27 protein-coding genes and 2 tRNA genes are annotated in these 25,166 nt (G+C 72.6%); 18 read left to right on the plus strand and 11 right to left on the minus strand.

Translation table 11 applies throughout. The annotated features are described in order from the left end of the window. Window positions 1–8: 8 nt before the first annotated feature. A complete protein-coding gene (locus ET471_RS10555; RefSeq protein WP_129188166.1) occupies window positions 9–872 on the plus strand; it encodes a PHP domain-containing protein in 864 nt (287 codons plus the stop codon). A gap of 10 nt (window positions 873–882) precedes the next feature. On the opposite strand, the gene ET471_RS10560 is transcribed toward ET471_RS10555, so the two are convergent. Both ET471_RS10560 and ET471_RS10565 read right to left on the minus strand, forming a co-directional pair. Next, the gene (locus tag ET471_RS10560; protein ID WP_129188168.1) at window positions 883–1,620 is read right to left on the minus strand and encodes a metallophosphoesterase family protein; all 738 of its coding nucleotides are present in this window, start codon (window positions 1,618–1,620) and stop codon (window positions 883–885) included. A gap of 33 nt (window positions 1,621–1,653) precedes the next feature. Further along, on the minus strand, window positions 1,654–3,177 hold the full coding sequence (locus ET471_RS10565) for an SDR family NAD(P)-dependent oxidoreductase (protein WP_129188170.1): 1,524 nt from the start codon (window positions 3,175–3,177) through the stop codon (window positions 1,654–1,656). Between the two features lie 68 nt (window positions 3,178–3,245). Here ET471_RS10565 and clpS point away from each other — a divergent pair, with 68 nt between their 5' ends. The 5 genes from clpS to ET471_RS10590 all read left to right on the plus strand — a co-directional run bounded on the left by clpS (window position 3,246) and on the right by ET471_RS10590 (window position 6,389). Further along, entirely contained in the window at window positions 3,246–3,563 is a 318-nt protein-coding gene (gene clpS / locus ET471_RS10570) for an ATP-dependent Clp protease adapter ClpS (protein ID WP_129188172.1), read from the plus strand. After that, entirely contained in the window at window positions 3,560–4,252 is a 693-nt protein-coding gene (locus tag ET471_RS10575; protein ID WP_129188174.1) for a DUF2017 family protein, read from the plus strand. The genes clpS and ET471_RS10575 overlap by 4 nt, the downstream gene beginning before the upstream one ends. 108 nt (window positions 4,253–4,360) lie before the next feature. Next, complete coding sequence (gene murI / locus ET471_RS10580) at window positions 4,361–5,167, plus strand: glutamate racemase (protein ID WP_129188176.1); 807 nt, start codon at window positions 4,361–4,363, stop codon at window positions 5,165–5,167. Next, the gene (locus ET471_RS10585) at window positions 5,164–6,018 is read left to right on the plus strand and encodes an MBL fold metallo-hydrolase (protein ID WP_129188178.1); all 855 of its coding nucleotides are present in this window, start codon (window positions 5,164–5,166) and stop codon (window positions 6,016–6,018) included. The genes murI and ET471_RS10585 overlap by 4 nt, the downstream gene beginning before the upstream one ends. Before the next feature lie 2 nt (window positions 6,019–6,020). Beyond that, the gene (locus ET471_RS10590) at window positions 6,021–6,389 is read left to right on the plus strand and encodes a DUF3054 domain-containing protein (RefSeq protein ID WP_129188180.1); all 369 of its coding nucleotides are present in this window, start codon (window positions 6,021–6,023) and stop codon (window positions 6,387–6,389) included. A gap of 68 nt (window positions 6,390–6,457) precedes the next feature. Here the strand turns inward: ET471_RS10590 and rdgB are convergent, their stop codons facing one another. Together rdgB and rph are read right to left on the minus strand one after the other, a co-directional pair. Next, window positions 6,458–7,117 (minus strand): RdgB/HAM1 family non-canonical purine NTP pyrophosphatase, encoded by a 660-nt coding sequence (rdgB, locus tag ET471_RS10595; RefSeq protein ID WP_129190898.1) that lies wholly within the window; start codon window positions 7,115–7,117, stop codon window positions 6,458–6,460. Between the two features lie 2 nt (window positions 7,118–7,119). After that, window positions 7,120–7,878: a ribonuclease PH gene (gene rph / locus ET471_RS10600; RefSeq protein ID WP_129188182.1), complete on the minus strand. Its 759-nt coding sequence runs from the start codon at window positions 7,876–7,878 to the stop codon at window positions 7,120–7,122. 40 nt (window positions 7,879–7,918) lie between these two features. Here rph and ET471_RS10605 point away from each other — a divergent pair, with 40 nt between their 5' ends. Continuing rightward, the gene (locus ET471_RS10605; RefSeq protein ID WP_129188185.1) at window positions 7,919–9,760 is read left to right on the plus strand and encodes an ABC-F family ATP-binding cassette domain-containing protein; all 1,842 of its coding nucleotides are present in this window, start codon (window positions 7,919–7,921) and stop codon (window positions 9,758–9,760) included. A gap of 7 nt (window positions 9,761–9,767) precedes the next feature. Here the strand turns inward: ET471_RS10605 and ET471_RS10610 are convergent, their stop codons facing one another. Then, the gene (locus tag ET471_RS10610; protein ID WP_129188187.1) at window positions 9,768–10,337 is read right to left on the minus strand and encodes an NUDIX hydrolase family protein; all 570 of its coding nucleotides are present in this window, start codon (window positions 10,335–10,337) and stop codon (window positions 9,768–9,770) included. A gap of 102 nt (window positions 10,338–10,439) precedes the next feature. Between ET471_RS10610 and trxA the strand changes: the two genes are divergently transcribed. From trxA to ET471_RS10650, 8 genes are all read left to right on the plus strand, one after another. Beyond that, window positions 10,440–10,811, plus strand: coding sequence for a thioredoxin (gene trxA / locus ET471_RS10615; protein ID WP_129188189.1), 372 nt, complete (start codon window positions 10,440–10,442; stop codon window positions 10,809–10,811). Between the two features lie 192 nt (window positions 10,812–11,003). Further along, entirely contained in the window at window positions 11,004–11,990 is a 987-nt protein-coding gene (locus ET471_RS10620) for an ABC transporter permease (RefSeq protein ID WP_129188191.1), read from the plus strand. 56 nt (window positions 11,991–12,046) lie between these two features. Further along, on the plus strand, window positions 12,047–13,825 hold the full coding sequence (locus tag ET471_RS10625; RefSeq protein WP_165350473.1) for an ABC transporter substrate-binding protein: 1,779 nt from the start codon (window positions 12,047–12,049) through the stop codon (window positions 13,823–13,825). Window positions 13,826–13,909: 84 nt separating this feature from the next. Then, window positions 13,910–14,944, plus strand: coding sequence for an ABC transporter permease (locus ET471_RS10630; RefSeq protein ID WP_129188195.1), 1,035 nt, complete (start codon window positions 13,910–13,912; stop codon window positions 14,942–14,944). Between the two features lie 5 nt (window positions 14,945–14,949). Continuing rightward, entirely contained in the window at window positions 14,950–15,975 is a 1,026-nt protein-coding gene (locus ET471_RS10635) for an ABC transporter ATP-binding protein (protein ID WP_129188197.1), read from the plus strand. After that, window positions 15,975–16,997, plus strand: coding sequence for an ABC transporter ATP-binding protein (locus ET471_RS10640; protein WP_129188199.1), 1,023 nt, complete (start codon window positions 15,975–15,977; stop codon window positions 16,995–16,997). Before ET471_RS10635 ends, ET471_RS10640 begins: the two co-directional genes overlap by 1 nt. A gap of 10 nt (window positions 16,998–17,007) precedes the next feature. Then, window positions 17,008–17,541: a hypothetical protein gene (locus tag ET471_RS10645; protein WP_129188202.1), complete on the plus strand. Its 534-nt coding sequence runs from the start codon at window positions 17,008–17,010 to the stop codon at window positions 17,539–17,541. Between the two features lie 42 nt (window positions 17,542–17,583). Further along, window positions 17,584–17,670: transfer RNA gene (locus tag ET471_RS10650), tRNA-Leu, on the plus strand. Window positions 17,671–17,711: 41 nt separating this feature from the next. On the opposite strand, the gene bcp is transcribed toward ET471_RS10650, so the two are convergent. Then, window positions 17,712–18,191, minus strand: coding sequence for a thioredoxin-dependent thiol peroxidase (gene bcp, locus ET471_RS10655; RefSeq protein WP_129188204.1), 480 nt, complete (start codon window positions 18,189–18,191; stop codon window positions 17,712–17,714). A gap of 105 nt (window positions 18,192–18,296) precedes the next feature. After that, window positions 18,297–19,058, minus strand: a complete 762-nt coding sequence (locus ET471_RS10660) for an aminoglycoside phosphotransferase family protein (protein WP_129188206.1) — start codon at window positions 19,056–19,058, stop codon at window positions 18,297–18,299. Between the two features lie 124 nt (window positions 19,059–19,182). Here ET471_RS10660 and ET471_RS10665 point away from each other — a divergent pair, with 124 nt between their 5' ends. Together ET471_RS10665 and ET471_RS10670 are read left to right on the plus strand one after the other, a co-directional pair. Next, window positions 19,183–19,479, plus strand: coding sequence for a GroES family chaperonin (locus tag ET471_RS10665; RefSeq protein WP_129190900.1), 297 nt, complete (start codon window positions 19,183–19,185; stop codon window positions 19,477–19,479). A gap of 98 nt (window positions 19,480–19,577) precedes the next feature. Continuing rightward, window positions 19,578–19,653, plus strand: a tRNA-Lys gene (locus ET471_RS10670). Window positions 19,654–19,707: 54 nt separating this feature from the next. On the opposite strand, the gene ET471_RS10675 is transcribed toward ET471_RS10670, so the two are convergent. From ET471_RS10675 to ET471_RS10690, 4 genes are all read right to left on the minus strand, one after another. After that, window positions 19,708–20,352, minus strand: a complete 645-nt coding sequence (locus ET471_RS10675) for an ABC transporter permease (protein ID WP_207207252.1) — start codon at window positions 20,350–20,352, stop codon at window positions 19,708–19,710. Window positions 20,353–20,427: 75 nt separating this feature from the next. Then, window positions 20,428–21,339, minus strand: coding sequence for an ABC transporter ATP-binding protein (locus tag ET471_RS10680; protein ID WP_129188208.1), 912 nt, complete (start codon window positions 21,337–21,339; stop codon window positions 20,428–20,430). After that, entirely contained in the window at window positions 21,339–22,244 is a 906-nt protein-coding gene (locus ET471_RS10685; protein ID WP_129188210.1) for an ABC transporter permease, read from the minus strand. Before ET471_RS10685 ends, ET471_RS10680 begins: the two co-directional genes overlap by 1 nt. Next, window positions 22,231–23,145 carry an ABC transporter ATP-binding protein gene (locus tag ET471_RS10690; RefSeq protein ID WP_129188212.1) on the minus strand — a complete coding sequence of 305 codons (915 nt, stop codon included), beginning with the start codon at window positions 23,143–23,145 and terminating at the stop codon, window positions 22,231–22,233. The genes ET471_RS10685 and ET471_RS10690 overlap by 14 nt, the downstream gene beginning before the upstream one ends. A 270-nt stretch (window positions 23,146–23,415) precedes the next feature. On the opposite strand from ET471_RS10690, the gene ET471_RS10695 reads away from it, so the two are divergent. Then, window positions 23,416–25,164, plus strand: coding sequence for an ABC transporter ATP-binding protein (locus tag ET471_RS10695; RefSeq protein ID WP_129188214.1), 1,749 nt, complete (start codon window positions 23,416–23,418; stop codon window positions 25,162–25,164). Window positions 25,165–25,166: the final 2 nt, after the last annotated feature.

Consider the following 25,166-nt stretch of genomic DNA (forward strand, 5'->3'; position numbering starts at 1 on the left):
TCCAGGCCATGACGCTGCCGGCTGACAGTCACGTGCATAGCGAGTGGTCCTGGGATACGGGAGGACCCGGGTCGCATGCTGACGGGCGGATGCGGGCGACGTGCGAGCAGGCCGTGCGGATCGGGCTCGGGGCGATCTACTTCACCGAGCATCTGGACGTCCCGGACACGTGGCACGCGGAGCCCCAGGACCTGATGCCTCATCAGCAGGACTTCCTGAACGATGCCGGCCGTGTCGAGTTCGCACCCTTCGACGCGGCGGGCTATCTGGCGGCCGTCGACCGCATGCGACATGAGTTCCCGGAGCTTCACATCCACACGGGTGTCGAGTTCGGACAGCCCCATCTCTGGGGCGACCGAGCGGCGGCGATCGTCGACCTGGACCTCGTCGATCGAGTTCTCGGCTCGCTGCACACGCTCGATCTCGGTGACGGGCCGGCAGAGCCTCACACATTGTTCCGCAAGCATGACCCGGCCGAGGTCATGAACGCCTACCTCGAGCAGATACCTGCCATGGTCGAGGGGTCCGAGGCCTTCGAGGTCTTCACGCACATCGACTACGCGGTCCGGCTGTGGCCCGTCGCCACAGCAGGGCCGTTCGACCCACGCGCGTTCGAGGACCCGTTTCGCCGGGCGATGCGGTCGGTTGCCGAGGCTGATCGTGCGCTCGAGATGAACACCCGACGCCTCTGGTCGTGGATCCCTCAGTGGTGGGCCGACTCGGGTGGGAAGGCAGTGACCTTCGGCAGCGACGCTCACACGCCGGAGGCCATCGCGTCGAACTTTCCCGAAGCCACGGCGATGCTCGAACACTTCGGCTTCGAGCCCGGGAGCACGCCTGAGGAGTTCTGGGTTCGCTCACGCGCGATCTAGCAGACGCTCGTCACCGGCCGCGGTAGACGGCCGTGCGGAGCTTGACGGCGTAGGGCTCCAGCTGAGGCATTCCCAGCGCGCGGGCGATCGCGATCTCTGCCTCGAGGTCATAGGGCACCCGCACGAACTGCAGACCCAACGCGCCCGGCTCCGGGTCGTCGACCGTGCCGTCGAGCACCACGTAGCTCGGGACCGGCTCGTCGAGCGGGTTGCCGACACTCCCGACGTTGAAGAGCGTGCGGCCGTCGTTGACCTCGAGGTAGGCGCTGTGGATGTCGCCGTACCCGACGACGGACGGCTCGGGCCCGGGACCCGTGAGGTCGGTCGCGGCGAACATGCCGTCGAACTCCTCACGCGTATGGCTGCGGCGCACCCGGACGTGGACGCTCGTCGCGGAGGCGTGGAAGAGGCGCAGGCGCCGTCCCGAGACGACCGCGTCGTGGCTCAGCGGGAGGGTTCGGAGCCAGTCGCGCTGCTCGGGCCGCAGCTCGTCGTGCCACCACGCGAGACCGGGATCGTCCGAGCCGGCCGCGGCGGGCAGGAAGTCGTCCCAGTTGCCGCGGACGTTGACCTCGCAGGCCTCCTGGCAGCGATCGACGACCGCACTGCCCCGCGGTCCCTTGCCGACGTAGTCGCCGAGGTTCCAGACCCGCTCGATGCCGCGCCTGCGGATGTCGGCCAGCACCGCGTCGAGTGCGGTGAGGTTGCCGTGGACGTCCGAGATGACGGCGATCCGATCATGACCCATGCGGCGATCCTCGCAGAGCCGGGTGACGGGGCGTCACCACGGCGAGGGCGCGTAGTCCTTCAGGAAGCAGCCGTAGACGTCGTCGCCGGCCTCGCCGCGGACGATCGGGTCGTAGACGCGCGCCGCCCCGTCGACGAGGTCGAGCGGCGCGTGCCACCCCTCGGCGGCGATGCGCAGCTTCTCGTGGTGGGGCCGCTCGTCGGTGATCCAGCCGGTGTCGACGGCGGTCATGAGGATCCTGTCGGTCGCGAACATCTCGCCCGCCGACGTGCGCGTGAGCATGTTGAGCGCGGCCTTCGCCATGTTGGTGTGCGGGTGGCCCGCACCCTTGTAGCGGCGGGAGAACTGGCCCTCCATGGCGGAGACGTTGACGACGTAGGCGCGCCGGGCACCGCGCTCGACGGCGGCCCGCATCGCCGGACGCAGCCGGGACACGATGAGGAACGGGGCCACCGAGTTGCAGAACTGCACCTCGAGCAGCTCCAGCGGGTCGACCTCGTCGACCACCTGCGTCCAGGAGTTGTTGTCCTGGATGTCCGGGATCAGCCCGCCGGCGTCGACGGCCGTGCCGGCCAGGTGCTGCTCGAGCGACGCGCCGCCGGCCTTGAGTGCGAGCGCGGTCAGCGTGGCGGCGTTGTGCGCGGCGACGGCGGCCACCTCTGGCTCGCCGTCGTGATGTGCGACGGGATGGGCTGTCAGCGCGCCGGCGATCGCCGCGGGGTGCGCCTCCGAGATGCGGTCGAACGTCACCATCTCGGGCAGCTCGAGCCCGCCGGGCAGCGGGGCCAGGGGAGCGGACTCGCCGTCGATGAGGTGCGCGTAGGCACCCGGCAGGCGACGGACCGTCTGGCAGGCGTTGTTGACGATGATGTCCAGCGGGCCGTCGGCCGCGACGTCGTCCGTGAGGGCGATGACCTGGGTGGGGTCCCGCAGGTCGATGCCGACGATCTTGAGGCGGTGCAGCCAGTCGGCGGCGTCCTCCATCGCGCCGAACCTGCGCACCGCGTCCTTGGGGAACCGCGTGGTGATCGTCAGGTGCGCGCCGTCCCGCAGCAGGCGCAGGGCGATGTACATGCCGATCTTCGCCCGCCCGCCGGTGAGGAGCGCCCGCTTGCCCGTGAGGTCGGTGCGCTGCTCGCGCTTCGCGTGGCTCATCGCCGCGCACGTGGGGCAGAGCCAGTGGTAGAACGCGTCGACCAGCGTGAATTCCTGCTTGCAGATGTAGCACCCGCGTGGCGTGATCAGCTCGCCGGCGAAGGCCCCCGGCGCCGTCGAGACCAGCGGGATGCCTGCCGTCTCGTCGTCGATCCGCATCGGGGACCCGGTGGCGGTCTGCTCGATGACGGCCTGGTCGTGCTGCTGCTTGTGCTGGCGCACCTCGGCGCGGCGCGACTTCTTGAGCAGCTTCCACATGTACCCCGTGGCCCGCTTGACCGCCTGGACGTCGTCGTGGTCGGACGGCAGCTCGTGCAGCCGGGCCAGGACCTCGAGGGTGACCGCGAGCTTCTCGGGGTCGATTCCGGGCGCGGCGCTGCCTGCGGTGGTGGGGGGAGTCACGGCGGCCAGGCTACGCGGGCGCAGCGGTGGTGGCGGCGGGCACCGTCACCGATCCGTAGGCTGGGCGGGTGAGTGCACCCACCGTCGGCCCGGACGTCCGGGCCGAGCAGGAGACCCACGCGGACGCCGTCGCGTCCCTCGCCGACCCCTGGGTCACGATCGTCTGGAACGATCCGGTCAACCTCATGACCTACGTGACGTACGTCTTCGAGAGCTACTTCGGCTACCCGCCTGCGCGCGCCCGCACCCTCATGCTCCAGGTGCACCGCGAGGGCCGCGCCGTCGTGTCCACCGGGCCCCGCGAGCGCATGGAGGTGGACGTGCAGGCCATGCACGGGTTCGGCCTGTGGGCCACGATGCGGCGTTCCTCGGAGGGTGACGCATGACCCCGTTCCGGCCCGGCCCCGACGGGTACGAGGCGTCCTGGGAAGAGGCCGAGCGGCACGTCCTCGCGGGCGTCGCCCGCGAGGTCGCCGCCCTGCTGCGCGAGCAGGCCGGCCTGCCGGACACCGACGCCGACGACCCGCTCGGCGCCCTCGCCGCGACGATGCAGTCCACCGGGACGCCGCGCGAGCCTGACGACCCCGCCGCCCGCCGTCTGCTCCCCGACGCGTCGCGCGACGACGCGTCCGTCTCCGCCGAGTTCCGCCACCTCACCCAGACCGACCTCGCGGCCGCCAAGGTGCGCGGCCTCGAGCTGTTCGCCGACCTCCTCGACGGGGCCGCGCTCGACGACGTCGACCCGTCGCCCGCCGGGCTCGACTACGGGCTCGACGACGAGCTCGACGACCGCGCCGTCGTCCTCGTGACGCGCCAGGACGCCCGCGACGTCGCCGCCGCGCTCACGGACGTGCGCCTCGTCGTCGCGCAGCGCCTCGGCCTCGAGACCGACGACGACGTCGAGACCCTCCACGACGAGGTGCTCGCCGACGCCGTCGACGACGACGCGGCCCGCGGCCTCGACGCGGACGTGCGCCGCTACTGGGGCGGCATCTTCGTCGCGGCCGGCTTCGCGCAAGAGTCCCTCGTGGGCGCCATGCTCGACGACCACCGCGCGTCCCGCTCCGGCGGCTGACGCGGGCGTCCCGCTGCGGCGGTCGACCTGGGCGTCTGCGTCGCCGCGTGGTGGACGACACGTCCACGGCGGGACCCGCGCCCGCAGGTCGCCGTTAGGCTGCCCTGCGTGAACGATGCACCGATCGGCGTCTTCGACAGCGGTGTCGGCGGCCTCACCGTCGCCCGGGCGATCCTCGATCAGCTTCCCCACGAGCAGGTGCTGTACATCGGCGACACCGCCAACGCGCCCTACGGACCCAAGCCGCTCGCCGCCGTCCGCGCGATGGCGCTGTCGGTCATGGACCAGCTCGTGGACGACGGCGTGAAGATGCTCGTCGTCGCGTGCAACTCGGCGTCCGCCGTGGCGATCCCCGACGCGCGCGAGCGCTACGAGGTCCGTCGCGGGATCCCGGTCGTCGAGGTGATCCGGCCGGCCGCGCGGCGTGCCGTCGTGACGTCGCGGTCGGGGCGCATCGGCGTCATCGGCACCAAGGCGACGATCGACTCGCGCGCCTACGAGGACGCGTTCCACGTGACGCCCGGCCTGACGATCACCCCGCGCGCGTGCCCCGACTTCGTGCCGCTCGTCGAGCGCGGGATCACCTCGGGGCCGGACGTGCTCGACGCCGCCCACCGCTACCTCGACCCGGTGCGCGAGGCGGGCGTCGACACGCTCGTGCTCGGCTGCACGCACTACCCGCTGCTCGCGGGCGCGATCTCCTACGTCATGGGCGCCGACGTCACGCTCGTCTCGTCGGCCGAGGAGACCGCCAAGGACGTCTACCGCACGCTCGTCGCGCAGGGCCTGGAGCGCTCTCCCGAGTCCGGGCCGCCGGAGCACCGCTTCCTGTCCACGGGCGACACCGAGTCGTTCGAGCAGGTCGCCCGCCGCTTCCTCGGCCCCGAGGTCCGCTTCGTGGAGGCGGCCCGGTGATCCTGCGCACCCTGGGCGTCGCGGGCTCCGCCCCGCGCCCCGACTCGCCCGCCTCCACGTACCTGGTCCACGTGCCCGCCGCCGACGTCGCGGCCGGCATCGCGTCCGGCGTCGTGCCCGACGACGTCGAGGTGCGCGACTGGAACGTCGTCGCCGACCTCGGCAACGGGGGCCTCGGCTACCTGCAGCGGCACGTCTCGCTGCACACGCTCGACGCCGTCGCGCTCAGCCACCTGCACCCCGACCACTGCGCCGACCTGTCCGGGCTGTACGTGCACCTCAAGTACCACCCCGAGCTCGGCTCGGTGCGCACCGGCGTCGCGCCGCACCTGCCCGTGTACGGGCCGGCCGACGTCGCCCAGCGCGCCGCGGCCATGTACGGGGTGCACCCGGGCGAGACGATGGACGAGGTCTTCGACTTCCGCACCTGGTCCGACCAGGTCGCGGTGCGCGTGGGACCGCTCGTCGTCACGCCCCGGTCGGTGTACCACCCGGTGGAGGCGTACGGGCTGCGGATCACGGGCCCGTCGTCGGTGCGCCCGGGGGAGCAGGTCGTGCTCGCCTACACGGGCGACACCGACTACTGCGCCTCCGTCGTGGAGCTCGCGCGCGACGCCGACCTGCTGCTCGCGGAGTCCGCGTTCGTGCAGGGCCGCGACGACCGCGTGGAACCCGGCATCCACCTGACCGGCGCGCGCGCCGGGCGCGTGGCCGCCGACGCCGCGGCGAGGCGGCTCGTGCTGACGCACCTGCCCGCCTGGACCGAGGCCGCGGTGGTGCTCGCCGAGGCGAGCGCCCAGTACGACGGCCCCGTCACGGTGGCCGTGCCCGACGGTGTCGAGGAGCTCTGACGATGGTGGTGTCGACGGGTCGTGCCCTGGTGTACGACGTCGTGGTGGTGCTCGTGTTCCTGCTCGTCGGGAGCGCCGCGCACGACGCGGCGGCCCGCGGGGCCGGTCACGAGCTCGCGCTGGGAGCGTGCTTCCTCGCGGGGCTCGCGGCGGGGTGGGGCGTGTCGCGGGCGTGGCGCTCGCCGGCGCGCCTGTGGCCGACGGGCGTGACCGTCTGGCTCGTGACCGTGGCGGTCGGCGTGCTGCTGCGCGGCCTGCTGGTCGCGGACGCGGGCTTCGCCCCGTCGTTCCTGGCGGTCGCGACGGTGTTCCTGGGCGTGACGCTGCTGGGCTGGCGAGCGCTGGCCCGCGTCCCGGCCCGCCGCGGCTGACCGCGGGCCCGCTGCCGGGCGAGCGATCGGAACCCACGTTCCGAGTCGCGGCCGGGCGCACTCGCTAACTAGCGGAGCGCCGCCGCGATGAGCGGGGCCAGCGCGCGGAACGCCTCGCCGCGGTGGCTGATCGCGTTCTTCTCGGCCGGCGAGAGCTCGGCGCTCGTGCGCGTGCCCGGGCCGCCGTCCGCGGCCGGCGCCTGCGCGTCCGGCACGAGGATCGGGTCGTACCCGAAACCGTTCGTGCCGCGCGGCGCGTCGACGAGCGTGCCGCGCATCTCGCCGCGGAACACCTGCTCGCCGCCGTCCGGCGTGACCAGGGCGGCCGCGCACACGAAGCCCGCACGCCGGTGGACCGGCTCGCTGATGGCGCTGAGCTGGGCCAGCAGCAGGTCGAGGTTCGCCTGGTCGTCGCCGTGGCGGCCCGCCCAGCGGGCGCTGAAGATGCCGGGTGCGCCCCCGAGGACGTCGACGGCGAGGCCCGAGTCGTCCGCGACGGCGGGCAGGCCCGTCGCCTGCGCGAGCGCGCGCGCCTTGAGGAGCGCGTTCTCCTCGAACGTCACGCCGTCCTCGACGGGCTCCGGGGCGCCGAGGTCGCCGGCCGTGACGACGGCGTCCGCGGGCAGCTCCGCGAGCCCCGGCTGCGCGCGCAGGATCGCGACGAGCTCCACGAGCTTCTTGCGGTTGTGGGTCGCCAGGACGAGGCGGGCGCCCGCGGGCACCTCCACGGTCACCGGGCCAGCTCCGCGGCGAGGGTCTCGCGCTGGATCTCGGCGAGCCGCGCGTTGCCCGCGACGGCGAGGTCGAGCAGCGCGTCGAGCTCGGCGCGGTCGAACGCGCCGTGCTCCGCCGTGCCCTGCACCTCGACGAACGTGCCCGCACCCGTGACGACGACGTTCATGTCGGTGCCCGCGCGCACGTCCTCGACGTACGGCAGGTCGAGCATCGGGACGCCGTCGATGATGCCGACGGAGACGGCCGAGACGGAGTCGGTGAGCACGTTCGCGCCACCCTTGACGTGCCCGTGGCGCCGGCCCCACGCGACGGCGTCCGCGAGCGCCACGTACGCGCCCGTGATGGCCGCGGTCCGCGTGCCGCCGTCGGCCTGGAGCACGTCGCAGTCGAGCACGATGGTGTTCTCGCCGAGGGCGGAGACGTCGATGACCGCGCGCAGCGACCGGCCGATGAGGCGCGAGATCTCGTGCGTGCGGCCGCCGACGCGGCCCTTGACCGACTCGCGGTCCGAGCGCGTGTTCGTGGCGCGGGGGAGCATCGCGTACTCGGCCGTGACCCAGCCCTCGCCCGAGCCCTTCTTCCAGCGCGGCACGCCCTCGGTGAACGACGCGGCGCACAGCACGCGCGTGCTCCCGAACTCGACGAGCACCGAACCCTCGGCGGCGTCGAGCCAGCCGCGGGTGATCGTGATCGTGCGCAGCTCGTCGGGGGCGCGCCCGTCGGCGCGGACAACAGGGGTGGCGGGGGTGGTCATGCCCAAACCCTAAGCGCGACGCGCCGCTTAGGGTTGTCCGGTGCACCTGATCGCCTCCGACGTCTCGTTCGCCTACCCGGGCGCGTCGTCGTCCGGCGCTCCCGCCGACGAGCGCGCCGGCGAGCGCGCCGTCGTCGGCGCCGCCGGGACGCTGCGGCCCGTCGGCCTCGCCGGCGGCGAGGTGACCGTCGCCGGGCCCAGGGACCGCGGGCCCGAGGTGCTCCGGCACGTCACCGTCCGCGTCAGCCAGGGCGTGCGCCTCGGCGTCGTCGGGGAGAACGGGTCGGGCAAGTCGACGCTGCTGCACCTCCTCGCCGGACGGATCGACCCGACCGGCGGCGCGGTGCGCCGCCACGGGTCCGTCGCGCTCGTCGAGCAGGAGCTCCAGGTGGTGCCCGGGCAGACCGTCGGCGACCTCGTCCACGCGGCGCTCGCGGGCGTGCGGCGGGTGGCCGCGGACCTCGACGCCGCGGCGGCGGCGTTCTCTTCGGGGTCTCCGCAGGTCCCCGCAACGGAGGGAGGGGAGCTGCGGGGTGAGGGGCACGAGACCGGCGACCTGTCCGAGCTCGCCGAGCTGCTCGCCAAGGCCGACCACCTCGCCGCCTGGGATGCCGACCGCCGCGTCGACGTCGCCCTGACCCGCCTCGGCGCACCGCGTGACCTCGACCGGACGCTCGAGACCCTGAGCGTCGGCCAGCGCTACCGCGTGCGCCTTGCGTGCCGCCTGGCCGAGCGCTCCGACCTGCTGCTGCTCGACGAGCCCACCAACCACCTCGACGACGAGGCCATCGGCTTCCTCACGAGCGAGCTGCTCGCGTGGCGTGGCGGCGTCGTCCTCGTCACGCACGACCGCCAGCTGCTCGACGACGTCGCCACCGCGATCCTCGACCTCGACCCGTCGATCGACGGCAGGCCGACCCTCTACGGGCAGCCGGGCTACCTCTCCTACCGGTTCGCCAAGACGCAGGCCATGGTCCGGTGGCGGCAGCGCTACCGGCAGGAACGCAAGCGGGCCGAGGCGCTCGCGGAGCGGCTCTCGGACTCCTACGAGGGGCTCTCCGACGAGTGGCGGCCCGGCAAGGGGTCGCAGAAGCACCGCCGCGCCACGCGGGCCCGCATCCACGTCAAGGCGGCCGACCGGCTGGTCCAGCGGCTCGAGGCGCAGGCCGTCGAGGTGCCCGTGCCGCCGATGGAGCTCCGCTTCCCGGACCTGCCGTCGCTCGACCCGGGCTGGGACCCGGCGTTCCCGCTCATCGAGGTGCGCAACCCGCGCGTCGTCGGGACGCTTCCGGAGGGGGAGCCGAACGTCCGCCTCGACCTGCCGGGCACCCGGGTCGCCGTCCCGCCGGCCGGGCGGCTGCTCGTCGTCGGGGCGAACGGGACGGGCAAGTCGACGCTCCTGGGTGTCCTGTCCGGCCGCCTCGGCCTGAGCCGCGGCACGCGGACGACGGTCGACGGGCTGCGCGTCGGCGTCGTCGGGCAGGAGAACGCGCCCATCATCGGGCGCGGCCTGGACGACCCGCGCACGCTCACGGGGTTCGACGCCGCCGCCAACGAGGCGCTGGCGCTGCTCTCGCGCGGCGAGCTCGACCCCGACCACGTGGTGCCCGTGGCGGCGCTCGGGCTGCTCGCGGAGGAGGACCTCGACCGGCCGCTCGCCGAGCTCTCGGCGGGTCAGCGCCGCCGGTTCGAGCTCGCGCGCACGCTGCTCGCGGCGCCGCACCTGCTCATCCTGGACGAGCCGACCAACCACCTGTCGATCGACCTGGTCGACGAGCTCACGCGGGCGCTCGCGCGCACGAGCGCCGCCGTCGTCGTCGCGACGCACGACCGCCGCATGCGCGAGGACCTCGCGGACTGGCCGACGCTCGAGCTCGCCTGAGCGCGGCTCAGGACAGCCGGCCCACCCAGGCCATCGCCTGCTTGACCAGCGTGCCCTGGCCGCCCACGAACTCGGCCTGCACGGTGTCCGCGCACGCCTCCTCGGGCGTGAGCCAGGCGATCTCCAGCGCGTCCTGCTGCGGGCGGCAGTCGCCGCTGACCGGGACGACGTAGGCGAGCGACACCGCGTGCTGGCGCGGGTCGTGGAACGCCGTGATGCCCGGCGTCGGGAAGTACTCCGCGACGGTGAAGGGCTGCGGCGACGACGGCACGCGCGGCAGCGCGACCGGCCCGAGGTCCTTCTCGAGGTGCCGCAGCAGCGCGTCGCGCACCCGCTCGTGGTACAGCACGCGGCCGGAGACGAGCGAGCGCGTCAGGCCGCGCGTGCCCATCCGCAGCAGCAGCCCGACGGCGACGACGTCGCCCGACTCGTCGACGCGCACGGGGATGGCGTCGACGTACAGCAGGGGGAGCTGGGCGCGGGCCTCGGCGAGGTCCTCCGGCGTCAACCAGCCGGACTGACGGGGGACGGGCGGCTCCCAGTCGTCGGGCGGGGGAAGCTCGGCAGACGCGGTCACAGGGCGATCCAACCACGCGCCCGGGGCGACGTCCCACGGCGGCGCGGGAATACCTGGCCCCGCCGCGACGCTGGGCAGGACGTACCGACCGAGAGGAACCCCATGGCCACCGTCGAGCTCACCGACGACACCTTCCGCGAGACCGTCGAGGGCAACGACATCGTGCTCGTCGACTTCTGGGCCACCTGGTGCCCGCCGTGCCGCCAGTTCGGCCCGGTCTTCGAGAAGTCCTCCGAGACCAACCCCGACGTCGTCCACGGCAAGATCGACACCGACGCCCAGCAGCGCATCGCCGCGGCCGCGGGCATCACGTCCATCCCCACGCTCATGGCGTTCCGCGAGGGCGTCCTCGTCTTCTCGCAGCCGGGCGCGCTGCCGGCCAAGTCGCTCCAGGAGGTCGTGGACGCGGTCAAGGCCCTGGACATGGACGAGGTCCGCGAGGCGATCGAGGCGGACGCCTCGCGCGCCGGCTGACGCTCCGCCCCGGAGGGCCGTGACCGACGGCCAAGGCTCGGGCCCGCTCGTGACGACGAGCGGGCCCGAGCTTTTGTGCGCTGCGGCACGACAGCGACGGAACGCGACATTCGTCGATACGCAGGCGCAACGCGTGCGAAATGGGGGCGTGGTTCGCTCATGCAACGAATCGCCCCACAGGACGGACCGCGGATGTCCATCACCACGATCGAGCCCACCCGAGCGGCCAAGGCCGGCGCAGCTGCCGTGCAGAGCCGCTCTCCCGGCAGGCTTGCATGGAGTCGCTTCGTGCGCGACCGCAAGACGCTCTTCGGGGCGGCCGTCGTCGTGGTCTACGTCGTCCTGGCGGCCATCGCGCCCGTCCTCGTGTCGTCGCACGCGCTCGACCCGTACACGCTCCACCAGGACCTCATCGACCCGCAGGGGCTCCCGAAGGGCGGCGTCTTCGGCGGGATCAGCCTGGCGCACCCGATGGGGATCGAGCCGGGCATCGGCCGTGACGTGATGAGCCGCGTCTGGTACGGGCTCACGTTCTCGCTGCTCATCGCGACGAGCGCCGCCGTCCTCGCGGTCGTGCTCGGCGTCGTGCTGGGCATCGTCGCCGGCATGGCGGGCGGCTGGACCGACACGCTCATCGGCCGCCTCGTGGACCTCGTGCTGTCGTTCCCGCAGACGCTGATGCTGCTGGCGCTGTCCGGCACGATCGTCGCGTTCCTGACCGACAACCTGCACGTCCCGGCCGGCGACACGTCGCACGCCGTCTACGTGATCATCGTGCTCGCCGTCTTCGGCTGGCCGTCGGTCGCCCGCGTCGTGCGCGGCCAGGTGCTGAGCATCCGTGAGCGCGAGTTCATCGACGCGGCCCGGCTCCTCGGCGCAAGCCGGGCGCGGCTGTGGTTCCGCGAGGTGCTGCCGAACCTGTGGGCGCCCATCCTCGTCCAGTTCACGCTGATCCTGCCCGCGTACGTCTCCGCCGAGGCGGCGCTGTCGTACCTCGGGATCTCGATCGTGCCGCCGACGCCGACGCTGGGGAACATCCTCAAGGACTCCATCCAGTACGCCTCGGGCGACTTTCTCTACTTCTTCACCCCCGCCTTCCTGCTCGTCCTCGTCGTCGTGAGCTTCAACCTGCTCGGCGACGGTCTGCGGGACGCGCTCGACCCGAAGGCGAACCGCTGATTTCCATGGCAAGCAGCCGAGGAAAGACCACGAAAGAACGAAGGGGAGTCCACGCGATGAACAAGAAGTTGCTCGTCGGCGTCGCCGCCGGTGTCAGCGTTGCGGCGCTGACGCTCACCGGCTGCTCGTCGACCGCGTCCTCGACCGGCGCCCCGTCCGGCAGCCCGGCGGCAGAGCCGGTCAAGGGCGGGAACCTGACCTGGATCGACGTCACCGGCCAGTTCGAGGCGACCGACCCGGCAGCCATCTACCTCGGCGAGGAGCTGGCCGGGCTGCGTCGCACCGTCTACCGCGGGCTGACCGCGCTGACGGTGGCGGACGACGCGAACACCAAGGTCGTCGGCGACCTCGCGACCGACACGGGCACGACGCCCGACGAGGGCAAGACCTGGTCGTTCACGCTCAAGGACGGCCTCAAGTGGCAGGACGGCGCGGAGATCACGTGCGCCGACCTGCAGTACGGCCTCTCGCGCTCGTACGACGCCAGCCTCGTCGCGGGCACCGGCGTCGGCACGACCTACCTCGCGCAGTACGACCTGTACGACCCGGCCGCCCCCGACTACGACCTGTCGTCGGAGTACACCGGCCCGCTGTCGGGCTCCGCCGAGGCGCAGGCCCACTTCGAGGCGGCCGCGTCCTGCGAGGGCAGCACCATCACGTACCACTTCAAGAACGCGTGGCCGGACTTCCCGTACGCCGCCGCGTCGCTGTTCACCACCGACCCGTACCAGGAGTCGGCCGAGAAGGGCACCGCCGGCCTCTGGACGGTCAACGCGAACGGTCCGTACAAGCTCCAGGGCGACACGTTCGACCCGAGCGCGACCGACGTCCTGGTCCGCAACGACCAGTACGACCCGGCGACCGACTCGACCGACGTGCGGGGCGCCTACCCCGACACGATCACGTTCGACTGGGTCGCCGACCCGGAGACGATCACCGCCCGCCTCATCGCGGACTCCGGTGACGACGCGGCCGCGTTCTCGCCGATCTCCATCCCGTCGTCGAAGTACTCGGAGATCTCCTCCGACCTGTCGGGCCGGGTCGAGAAGACGACCTCGCCGTACACGCGCTTCCTCGGGATCAACTCGCTCACCCTCACCGACCCGAAGGTCCGCCGCGCGCTCGTCCTCGCGACCGACAAGACGGGCTTCGTCCAGGCCGCGGGCGGCGACAACTGGGGCACGCCGACCTCGACGATCGTCTCGCAGTCCATCGCCGGCTTCGTCGAGAACCCGTCGACCAAGGACGACGACCCCGCCGGCGACCCGGAGGCCGCGAAGAAGCTGCTCGCCGAGGCGGGCCAGCCCAACCCCGAGATCAGCTACGCCTTCTCCGACACCCCGACCAACGAGAAGACCGCCGCGGTGCTCCAGGCAGGCTGGCAGAAGGCCGGCTTCAAGGTGACGCTCGCCCCGATCCCGACGGACGCGAAGCCGTCGTACTACGGCCAGATCTCCGCGAAGGACAAGAACGGCCAGAAGATCGACGTGTACTACTCCGGCTGGGCGTCCGACTGGCCGACCCTGTTCGGCGTCGTCCCGCCGATCCTGCAGTCGAACCCGGCGGACGCGACGGCGGGCGTCGGCTTCAACTACGGCTTCTACTCCAACCCGGACGTCGACGCCGCCATCGCCGACGCGACGGCCGCGACCGACCCGGCCAAGCAGGTCGCCGCGCTGCAGAAGGCGGACGAGCTCGCCGGTGCCGACGGCGCCTACGTGCCGCTCGCGAACCAGAACAACTACTACATCCACGGTTCGAAGATCGGCGGCTTCCTCCCGGACATCGCCTCGAGCTACTACCCCGACCTGGGCGGGCTGTACGTCGCCCAGTGATCGTGGAGCAGCCCTAGCCACAGCCTGAGAGGTGGGCGGCCTCGCACCCGCGGGGCCGCCCACCCCGAGCGAAAGAGTCCTCGTGTGATCGCCTATGTCGTCCGCCGTGCCGGGATCGGCGTCGTGATGCTCTTCACGATGGCGCTCGTGACGTTCGTGCTGTTCTTCGCGCCGGGGAACCCGGCCATCAACCAGTGCGGCAAGTTCTGCACCGCGGAGAAGATCCAGCAGATCAGCGAGACCTACGGCTACGACCAGCCGGTCGTGGTCCAGTTCGAGAAGTTCGCCGAGGGCCTGTTCGTCGGCCGCGACTACCCCGTCAACGACGCGTACCGCGCCCAGCTCGTCGCCAACGGGCACGAGGACCAGGTCATCCACTGCGCCGCCCCGTGCCTGGGCTACTCGCAGCACGACGCGCGGACGGTGAACGCCGACATCGCCAAGTACGCACCGGTCACGGTGTCCCTGGCGGTCGCCGCGTTCGTCCTGTGGATCGTCATCGGGATCCTCGTCGGGGTCCTGGCGGCGGTGTTCAAGGGCAAGTGGCTCGACCGGGCCATCGTCGGCGTGACGCTCGTCGTGTACGCCCTGCCGACCTTCTTCGTCGGCACGTTCCTGCTGCAGTACGTCGCGATCAAGTGGAAGGCGTTCCCGTACCCGCGGTACGTCGACCCGCTCGCCACGGGCGACGTGCGGGGCTGGCTCGTCGGCCTCGTCCTGCCGGCCGTGACGCTCGCGCTGTTCTACATGGCCGCGTACGTGCGCATCACCCGCGCGTTCGTCCTGGAGTCCATGTCCGAGGACTACATCCGCACCGCGCGCGCCAAGGGTCTGCCCACGCGCTCGGTGCTGTTCAAGCACGGTTTCCGCGCGGCGCTCACGCCGCTCGTGTCGATGGCCGGGCTGGACTTCGCGGGCCTGCTCGCCGGCGCGATCATCACCGAGACGGTGTTCGCGTACCAGGGGCTCGGCCAGCTCACGGTCACCGCCAACAAGAACAACGACCTGCCGGTGCTCGTCGGCCTCGTGCTCCTCGCGGGCGGCGCCGTCATCGTCATGAACATCGTCGTCGACGTCCTGTACGCGTACATCGACCCGCGCGTGCGGCTCAGGAAGTGACTGCCATGAACCGACCGTTCCTCTCCGTCGAGAACCTCGTCGTCCACTTCCCGACGTCCGACGGCGTCGTGCGTGCGACCGACGGCCTGTCGTACACCCTCGAGCGCGGCAAGACGCTCGGCATCGTGGGCGAGTCGGGCTCCGGCAAGTCCGTGTCGTCGTCGGCGATCCTGGGCCTGCACCGGGGGACCACGGCGCGCGTGAGCGGCGAGATCTGGCTCGACGACGTCGAGCTCCTGGGCCTGTCCGAGCGCGAGATGCAGCGCAAGCGGGGCGCGGACGTGGCCATGATCTTCCAGGACCCGCTCTCCTCGCTGCACCCGTACTACCGGGTCGGCGACCAGGTCGCCGAGGCCTACCGGGTGCACCACCCGGTGTCGAAGAAGGCGGCCCGCGCGCGCACGATCGAGATGCTCGCCCGGGTCGGCATCCCCAACCCGGACCGGCGGGTCGACGACTACCCGCACCAGTTCTCCGGCGGCATGCGCCAGCGCGTCATGATCGCCATGGCCCTGATCAACGACCCGAAGCTGCTCATCGCCGACGAGCCCACGACGGCGCTCGACGTGACCGTGCAGGCGCAGATCCTCGACCTCCTGCAGGACCTGCAGCGGGAGTTCCAGACCGCGCTCATCATGATCACGCACGACCTGGGCGTCATCGCCGAGCTCGCGGACGACGTCCTGGTCATGTACGCGGGCCGCGCCGTCGAGCACGGGGACACCCGGTCGCTGCTGACGAGGCCGTCGATGCCCTACACCTGGGGCCTGCTGCAGTCCGTGCCGGACGTGAGCGGCCCCGTCGACCGGCCGCTGCGCCCCATCCCGGGCAACCCGCCGAGCCTGCTCAGCCCGCCCACGGGCTGCGCCTTCCGCCCGCGCTGCGAGTTCGCGCAGCACGTCGGCGACGGCCGGTGCAGCACGCAGCTGCCCGACCTCGAGGAGGTCGCGCCCGGCCACGTCAAGCGCTGCCACCTGCCCGACCCGGCGGTCATGTACGACGCCGCCCCGTCCCTGATCGGAGTCAGCTGATGGCTGCGCCGCTGCTCGAGGTCCGCGACCTGCAGATGCACTTCCCGGTCCGCTCGCACGGCCTCGTCTCGACGACCGTCGGCCACGTGAAGGCCGTCGACGGGGTGTCGTTCACCCTGGAGGCCGGCCAGTCGCTCGGCCTGGTCGGGGAGTCCGGCTCCGGCAAGACGACGACCGGACGCCTGATCACGCGCCTCAACAAGCCGACCGGCGGCCAGATCCTCTTCGAGGGCAAGGACATCGCCCGGGCGAGCGACCGGGAGCTGCGGCCGATCCGCCGCGACATCCAGATGATCTTCCAGGACCCGTACACGTCGCTCAACCCGCGGCAGACGGTCGGCGAGATCATCGAGGCGCCCCTGGCGATCCACGACCTCGTGCCCAGGTCCGGGCGCCTGGCGCGCGTCCAGGAGCTGCTCGAGATCGTCGGGCTCAACCCGGAGCACTACAACCGCTACCCGCACGAGTTCTCCGGCGGCCAGCGCCAGCGCATCGGCATCGCCCGCGCTCTGACGCTCCAGCCCAAGCTCCTGGTCGCCGACGAGCCCGTCTCGGCGCTCGACGTCTCGATCCAGGCGCAGGTCATCAACCTGCTGCAGGACCTCCAGCGGGAGTTCGGCATCGCGTTCCTGTTCATCGCGCACGACCTGGCGATCGTCCGGCACTTCTGCCCCGAGATCGCCGTCATGTACCTGGGGCAGATCGTCGAGCGGGCACCGCGCGAACAGCTCTACGCCCACCCCCAGCACCCGTACACCAAGGCGCTCCTGTCGGCCGCCCCGGACGTCGCCCAGGCGGTGTCGGGCACGCGCGTCGAGCGGATCCGCCTGCAGGGCGACCCGCCGTCGCCGATCAACCCGCCGTCCGGCTGCCGGTTCCGGACCCGCTGCTGGAAGGCGCAGGACGTGTGCGCGACGCTCGAGCCGCCGCTGCAACGGCAGGGCGACGCCCTCGGCACGGTCGCCTGCCACTTCCCCGAGTCCGCCGAGACCACCGAGCTGGCCAGTGCCGTCGCGAGCTGACCGCGCGTACGTGATCCGCTCGACGGCGTCGACCGCGACGTTCGGGGTCGGCGTCGCGGTCCTGGCCGCCGGGCTCGGCTGGCTCACGGTCCGCGGCGACCGGGAGACGCTCGCCGCCGTCGTCGTGCCCGCGCTGCTGCTCGCCTGGGCGCTGTGGATCCTGCTGTACCGCCCGGCCGTCCGGTACGACGCCGTCGCGGCCACCATCGTCAACATCGGGCGGGTGCACGTGCTGCCGTGGGCCCGGGTGGGCGAGGTCGAGCAGCGGCTCAACCTCGTCTTCCGCCTCGACGACGGCCGCAAGGTCGACGCCTGGGGTGCCCCGTACCCGGCCAAGCCCGGCCTCATCGCCCGGCGGCTGGACCGCGACTCCGCCGCGCGCTACGACTTCCGCACGCACGAGACGGCGCTGGAGAACGTCCGCGTGGCCGCCGCGCCGTCCGAGGCGCCGGTCGTCTCACGCTGGGACCGCGCGCCGCTGACGGCCGGGGCGGTGCTCGCCGCCGGGCTGGTGGTCGAGCTGGTGGTCGCGCACGCCTCGTAGCCGCGGGACTCCACCGGCGCCCACTAGACTGGCCAGGCGTCGGCCGGCGTGGCGAAATGGCGATACGCGCCGCTTTTAGGTGGCGGTGCCCGAGAGGGCGTGCGGGTTCGAGTCCCGCCGCCGGCACCATGCGTCGCCGGAGCACCCCCGGGGTGCTCCGGCGACGCGGGTCAGCCGATCCCCAGCGTCTTGCGCAGCCGGGCCACGTGCCCCGTCGCCTTGACGTTGTACTGGGCCACCGCCACGCGCCCGTCCGGGTCGACGACGACCGTCGAGCGGATGATCCCCGTGACGTCCTTGCCGTAGAGCTTGCGCACGCCCCACGCACCGTAGGCGTCCGCGACCGCGTGGTCGGCGTCGGACACCAGAGGGAACGTGAGCGCGTCGCGCTCGGCGAACCTCGCGAGCTTGTCGACGCCGTCGGGCGATACGCCGACGACGGCGTAGCCGGCGCCCTGCAGCGACGCCAGGGAGTCGCGGAAGTCGCACGCCTCCGTGGTGCAGCCGGGCGTCAAGGCGGCCGGGTAGAAGTAGACGACGACGCCGCGACGTCCCGGCTCGGCGACGGCGGCCGCGAGCGAGAGCTGCGAGCCGTCCGCGGCGGGCAGGGAGAACGCGGGGGCGACGTCGCCGACGGCGAGACGGGGCACGGGGACTCCTGGGTGCGAGGGGTGGGATCCCCGCGAGCCTAACCCGCCGGGGTCGGCGCCCGGGCGGGAACGTGGTCACGCGTCACGCGCGGGCGAGCCGGGGGATCACGCGCGGGCGAGCCGGGCCGCGTCGCGGCGGTACATCGCGGCATGGTCCCGCAGGTCCGCCCGGCCCGCCGAGGCCGCGCGCGCCTCGCTGAAGTCCGCGAGGTCGAGCAGCCGCGGCGGGATCGCGGCCAGCACGTCCGCGGCGTGGACCGTCGCTCCCGGCAGGGCGGAGTACGCCGCCACCAGAGCCGCGAGCCGCGCGTGCGGGTCGGTTCCGGCGGGCGGCGCGGCGTCCTCCGCGAACGGGCACAGCCGGTAGGCCAGGTACGCGAGGTCGCGCACGCGCGGGCCGGGGGAGGCCATGTCGACGTCGATGAACCCGGCCAGCCCGTCGGGGCCGCCCACCATGTTGTAGGGCGCGCCGTCGTTGAGGCAGACCACCTCGGCGGGCTCGTGGGCGGCCGCGCGCCACACGGCGCCGTCGCGCGGGAACCCGACGGACGCGTCGTGCCACGCGCGCAGCAGCCGGGCTGCGTCGGCGAGCACCGCGGGCGCCCAGGTCCAGTCGGCGTCCGACCACCCGCCGACGACTCCGGGCACGTACGTGAGCACCTCGCGGCCCTGCCCGTCGAGGCCGAGCGGGGCGGGCACGCCGTCGACGCCGTGGGCGCGCACCCAGGCGAGCAGGGCGTGGACGGTGGGCGTCCACGCCCCGGCGGGGCGCCGCACGGTCTCGCCCACGCGGACGACGGCGTTCATGGTGCCGCCCGCGAGCGGCACCTCGCCGCCCGCGAGGGGCTTCTCGGCGTCGGGTGTCATGCGGCGATCCTGGCCGACCGCCTCCCGGGAGGACAAGGGCCGCGCACGCCCGGCGCCGTCGCCTAGCGTTGTCCCCGTGAGCACCCCCGCACCGCAGACCAGCACCCCCGACATCCCGATCCGCATGCTGTTCGACCGCCTGCTCGTGCAGCCCGAGACGGACGCGTCGGAGCGGCAGTCGGCGGCGGGGCTCGTGATCCCGGCGACCGCCGTCGGGCCGAAGAAGCTGGCGTGGGCCGTCGTCGTCGCCAAGGGCGAGCACGTGCGGCAGGTGACCGTGGGGGACCGGGTGCTGTTCGACCCCGAGGAGCGGGCCGAGGTCGAGGTGGGCGGCACCGACTACGTGCTGCTGCGCGAGCGGGACGTGCACGGCGTGAGCGAGGCGTCGCAGGCGGCCGGCACCACCGGTCTGTACCTCTGACCTGGGCAGACGGGCCGGACGAAGGCCGCTGTAGCCCACGTCACAGGGCTTCGGTTTCGCCGCGGCCGGGGGCGGCTGGTAGCGTTTCTCCCCGTTGCGCGCCATTAGCTCAATAGGCAGAGCAGCTGACTCTTAATCAGCGGGTTCGGGGTTCGAGTCCCTGATGGCGCACCACACGAAAGGCCCCCGGCGACGGGGGCCTTTCGCATGTCGGTCCCTCCGAGGCGGTCAGTCCTCCGAGGCCAGCACCAGTCCGCGCAGCCGCGTCCCGGCGTACCAGGTGCCGAGGGCGACGACGGCGACGATGAGCACCCAGGCGAGCCCGAGCCCCACGTTCGACTCGACGACGCCGTCGGGCGCGATGGAGCCCGTCACCGACAGCGCCCACTGCTGCACGCTGACGTTGCGCGCCCCGGGGATCAGCGAGCCGACGAGGCTCTCCCACACGAGCGCGTAGACGAGGCCGATGATCACGGCGTGCCGCGTGACGATCGCCAGCAGCAGGAACAGGACGCAGTACACGGCGCCGGCGCACAGGGCCCCGACGGCGAAGGCGAGCACGGTGCTCGCGCCCGCGCCCATGATCGCGGCGGCGAGCGCCGTGGGCACGACGGCGAAGCCGAGGATCGCGAGCAGCGCGACGAGGAGCTTGCTCTGCACGATGGTGTGCCGCGACACGGGCTTGGACAGCAGGTGGACGATCGACCCGTCGTCGATCTCCGGGCCGATGACGCCCGTGCCGACGATGAGGCCGAAGAGCGGCAGGAACGTCCCGAAGGCCACGGCCTGGAGGGCGGCGAGCGACCCGGTGTCGGACGCGTCCACGAGGAGCCGCGTGCCGACGCCGATCCCGACGAGGAGCAGGCCGAGCACGGCGAGCAGCCAGACGCGCCTGCCCCGAGGATCGCGCGGGCGGCGAGGCGGACGATGGTGCGGTTCACGGGTGCCTCAGTTCTGGACCAGGTAGGAGAAGACGCTCTCGAGCGACTCGTCCACGGGCGTGACCTCGTACAGCCGCACGCCGGCGTCGCGGGCGACGCGGGGCAGCAGCTGCGCGAAGTGCAGGAACTCGGTGGCCTCGACGCGCAGGCTGTCCCCGTCGAGGCTGACGGCGGCCGTCGACCGGTCGGCGACGAGCGCCGCCGCGAGCGCCCGGTTGTCGCCGGACGTGATCGTGTACTGGTGCGGCCGGTCGGTCATGAGGCGCCGGATCTCCCGGTAGTCGCCGGACGCGGCGTGCCGGCCGGCGACGAGCACCTCGACGTGGTTGGCGAGCTGCTCGACCTCCTCGAGGATGTGCGAGCTGAACAGCACGGTGCGCCCGGCGGCCCCCATGGACCGCAGCAGGGCGATGAGGTGCAGGCGCTGGCGGGGGTCCATGCCGTTGAACGGCTCGTCGAGCAGCAGCACGGCGGGGTCGTGGACGAGCGCTGCGGCCATCTTGATGCGCTGCTTCATGCCCTTGGAGTACTCGCCGATCTTGCGGCCCTGCGCGTCGGCCATGGCGACGGTGCCGATCGCGCGGGCGGCGGCGGCGCCCGGGTCGGGCAGGCCGTGCAGCTCGGCGTTCGCGACGACGAACTGCTTGCCGGTGAGGTAGTCGAAGGTCGCCTCACGCTCGGGCACGAGCCCGACGGCGCGGTAGACGTCCTGGTTCTTCCAGATGGCGGCGCCGTCGAGCGTGACGGCCCCGGCGGACGGCGGGAGGAACCCGGCGAGCATGCCGATGAGCGTCGACTTGCCGGCGCCGTTGGGGCCGAGCAGCCCCGTGATGCCCGGGCCGATCGTCATCGTGACGTCGTTGACCGCGACGACGTTGCCGTACCACCGCGAGCAGGCGGTGACGTCGAGGGTGGCCATCAGAGCCTGACCTTCCGGTAGCGGCGGACGAGCAGCGCGTAGCACGCGGCGACGACGAGGAGGGCGACGACGAGGAACACGACACCGGCCGTGTCGGAGGGTGGACCGGCCGCCGTCGACGGCTCGGCGCCGAACGCCCACACCTGGACGCCGTCGACGAGCGTCATGGGGGAGAACAGCCCGAGCCAGCCGGCGGTCGTCATGTCGTCGGCCTCGAAGCCGACGAAGCCCTGGAGCGCGGAGACGATCGCGTAGCTGAGCGTCAGCACGGTGATGATGCCGGCGATGCCGAACCCGCGGCGGCCCGTGAGCGACGCGATGACGAGCGAGACGGAGGACAGGACGGCGGCGAAGAGCGCGGCCCCGACGAGCGCCTGGAGGAGCTGGGCGGTCTGCTCCCCGGCGTCGAACTCGGCGGCGAGGTTGCCGAGGTACATGACGAGCAGCGGCACCGCGAGCAGCAGGAACACGGCGACGGTGAGCGCCCCGAGCTTGGCGCGCACGTAGTCCGAGCGCTCGAGCGGCCGGGACAGGTAGAGCGGCAGGCTGTGGAACCGCAGGTCGAGCGAGACGGCCTGCGGTGCCGCGACGGCCAGGAAGATCGCGAGGGCGCCCTGGGTGACCATCGCGAAGCGCGTGTAGGGCAGCGGGGGCTCGGTGAGCCCGGCCTGGCCGGCCCCGACCACCGCGACGGCAGCGAGGATGACCGCGGGCAGCAGCATGACGGCGACCATGCCGAACGGCACGACCTTCGACCTGGCCGCCCGGCCCAGCCCGTAGACGCCGCGCAGCGTGTGGGTGAACAGCCCGAACGCGATCGCGCGCCGCTCGAGACGCGGCCCGGTGTAGCCGCGGTACCCGATGTCGTGGATGACGCCGGGGCCCTGCACGTCAGGCGTGGACATCGTCCGCCTCCTCCTCGAAGACCTCGGCGATGTGGTGGCGGCGGCGTTCCAGCCGGACCAGGCCGAGGCCCTGGCCGGCGGTGACGTCGCGGACGACGTCGTACGTGGCGTCGTCCGCGAGGTCGACCAGGAGCAGGTGCCCCTCGCGGCGGACGGTGAGCCCGGCGTCGGCCAGGGCGTCGGCGCCGGCCGCCGGGTCGCCCGTGACCTCGACCGCGAGCTCGGCGCTCGCCTGCGTGAAGTCGGCGACCGACGAGGAGCGCAGCAGCACCCCCGCGTCGATCACGACGACGTGGTCGCAGATCCGCTCGAGCTCGCCGAGCAGGTGCGACGTGACGAGCACGGAGATGCCGAAGTCGTCGTAGATGCGCCGCACGAGCGCGAGCATCTCGTCGCGCCCCACCGGGTCCAGACCGTTGGTCGGCTCGTCGAGGAAGACGATCTCGGGGTCGTGCACGAGAGCCTGGGCCAGCTTGACGCGCTGCTTCATGCCCGTCGAGTAGCCGCCGATGGGGCGGTACCGCTCCTCGTACAGCCCGACGTGGCGCAGCGTGTCCGCGGTGCGCTCGCGGGCGGCGTCGAGCGGCAGCCCGGACATGCGCGCGAGGTGCACCACGAGCTCGGTGGCCGACACGTCGCCCGGCAGGCAGTCGTGCTCGGGCATGTACCCGACGCGGCGGCGCAGCGCCGCCGCGTCGGAGTCGATGTCGTGGCCGAGCACGCTGGCCCCGCCGCCGGTGGCGTCGGCGAGGCCCAGCAGGATCTTGATGAGGGTCGACTTGCCGGCGCCGTTGGCGCCGACCAGGCCGGTGACTCCCTCGCCGATGTCGACCGTCAGCCGGTCGAGCGCGGTCACACCCGGGTATCGCTTGGAGAGACCTTGGGTCTCGATGACATGCACCCGCCGAACGTATCGCCGCACGTCGGGGCTGGGAACAGCGCACGCCGAGGTTCAGGGGTGATTCAGGGGAGACCCCCATCCCGCGATGTCAGCACCCCGGTGTGCGATGAGGGCAGACGCGCTGCGTCGTCCCAGTGTGGTCCGCCGTCCGCATCTGATCTATCAGGTAGCCCGGGAACCCCCACGCGCATAGGCTCGTTCGGCACTCCGAACGACGCCCCACCTCTGCGCGGCGCGGTGCCCGGACACCGATGACATCTGGAGAGATCCTTGCTACGTCAGCTCCTGTGGCGCTATCTGCGCCCGTACCGATGGCTGCTCGTGGGCGTGCTGGTGTTCCAGTTCGCCGCCGCCCTCGGCATGCTCTACCTGCCGAACCTCAACGCCCGGATCGTCGACAACGGCGTGGCCCGCGGGGACACCGGCTACATCTGGCGCATGGGCGGCATCATGCTGGCCGTCTCGCTCGCGCAGATCGTCACGGCGATCATCGCCACGCGGTTCGCCGCGCAGGCGTCGATGGCGATGGGCCGCGACCTGCGCAACTCCGTCTACGCGCGCGTGAGCAGCTTCAGCGAGCGCGAGGTCAGCCACTTCGGCGCCGGCTCGCTCATCACGCGCAACACGAACGACGTCCAGCAGGTCCAGATGATCGCGATGATGGGCTCGACGATGCTCATCACGGCGCCGCTGCTGGCCATCGGCGGCATCATCATGGCGCTGCGCCAGAACGTCGAGCTGTCGTGGATCATCGGCGTCGCGGTGCCCGTGCTGCTCGTGTTCGCGGGCCTGATCATCGCCCGCATGGTGCCGCTGTTCCGCGCCTACCAGCTCAAGCTCGACACCCTCAACCGCGTCATGCGCGAGCAGCTCACGGGCATCCGCGTGGTGCGCGCGTTCGTGCGCGAGTCGATCGAGGAGGCGCGCTACCGCTCCGCCAACACCGACATGCTGGTGGTGGGCCGCAAGGTCGGGTCGCTCTTCGTGGTCATGTTCCCGGGCGCGATGCTCATCCTGAACCTCGCCATCCTCGGCGTGATCTGGTACGGCGCCGTGGAGATCGACGGCGGCCGCGTCCAGATCGGCACGCTCATGGCGTTCATGCAGTACGTGGGCCAGATCCTCATGGGCGTGCTCATGGCCACGTTCATGACGATCATGATCCCGCGCGCGGCCGTGTCGGCCGAGCGTATCGGCGAGGTCCTCGACGTCGAGCCGACCCTGCACGAGCCGACCGTCCCCGTCACGGCGACGACGACGCCGGGCACCATCGAGTTCGACGACGTCACGTTCACCTACCCGGGAGCGGAGGCGCCGATCCTCGGCGGGGTGTCGTTCACGATCCAGCCGGGCCAGACGGTCGCCGTCGTCGGCTCCACCGGCGCCGGCAAGACGACGCTGCTCAACCTCGTGCCGCGGCTCATCGACACGACGTCGGGCACCGTGCGCGTCGGCGGCGTCGACGTGCGCGACCTGGCGCTCGAGACCCTGTGGGCGAGCCTCGGCCTGGTGCCGCAGCGCCCGTTCCTGTTCGCCGGGACGGTGGGCTCGAACGTGCGCCTCGGCAAGGAGGACGCGACGGACGAGGAGGTCTGGAAGGCGCTCGAGATCGCGCAGGGCCGCGACTTCGTCGCCGAGATGGAGGGCGGGCTCGACGCCCGCATCTCCCAGGGCGGCACGAACGTCTCCGGCGGCCAGCGCCAGCGCCTCGCCATCGCGCGGGCCGTGCTGCGCCGCCCGCCGATCCTGCTGCTCGACGACTCGTTCTCGGCGCTCGACGTCGCGACGGACGCGAAGCTGCGGCAGGCGCTGTGGCGCGAGCTGCCCGAGGTCACCAAGCTCGTCGTCGCGCAGCGCGTCACCACGGTCACCGACGCCGACGCGATCCTCGTGCTCGAGGACGGCCACCTGGTCGGCGTCGGCACGCACGAGGAGCTCCTGGCGACCAACCAGACGTACCGCGAGATCGCGGAGTCCCAGATCACCGTCGGCGCGACCGCCGGGGAGGCCGGGGCGTGAGC

Source organism: Xylanimonas protaetiae (assembly GCF_004135385.1).
Classification (GTDB): Bacteria; Actinomycetota; Actinomycetes; order Actinomycetales; family Cellulomonadaceae; genus Xylanimonas; species Xylanimonas protaetiae.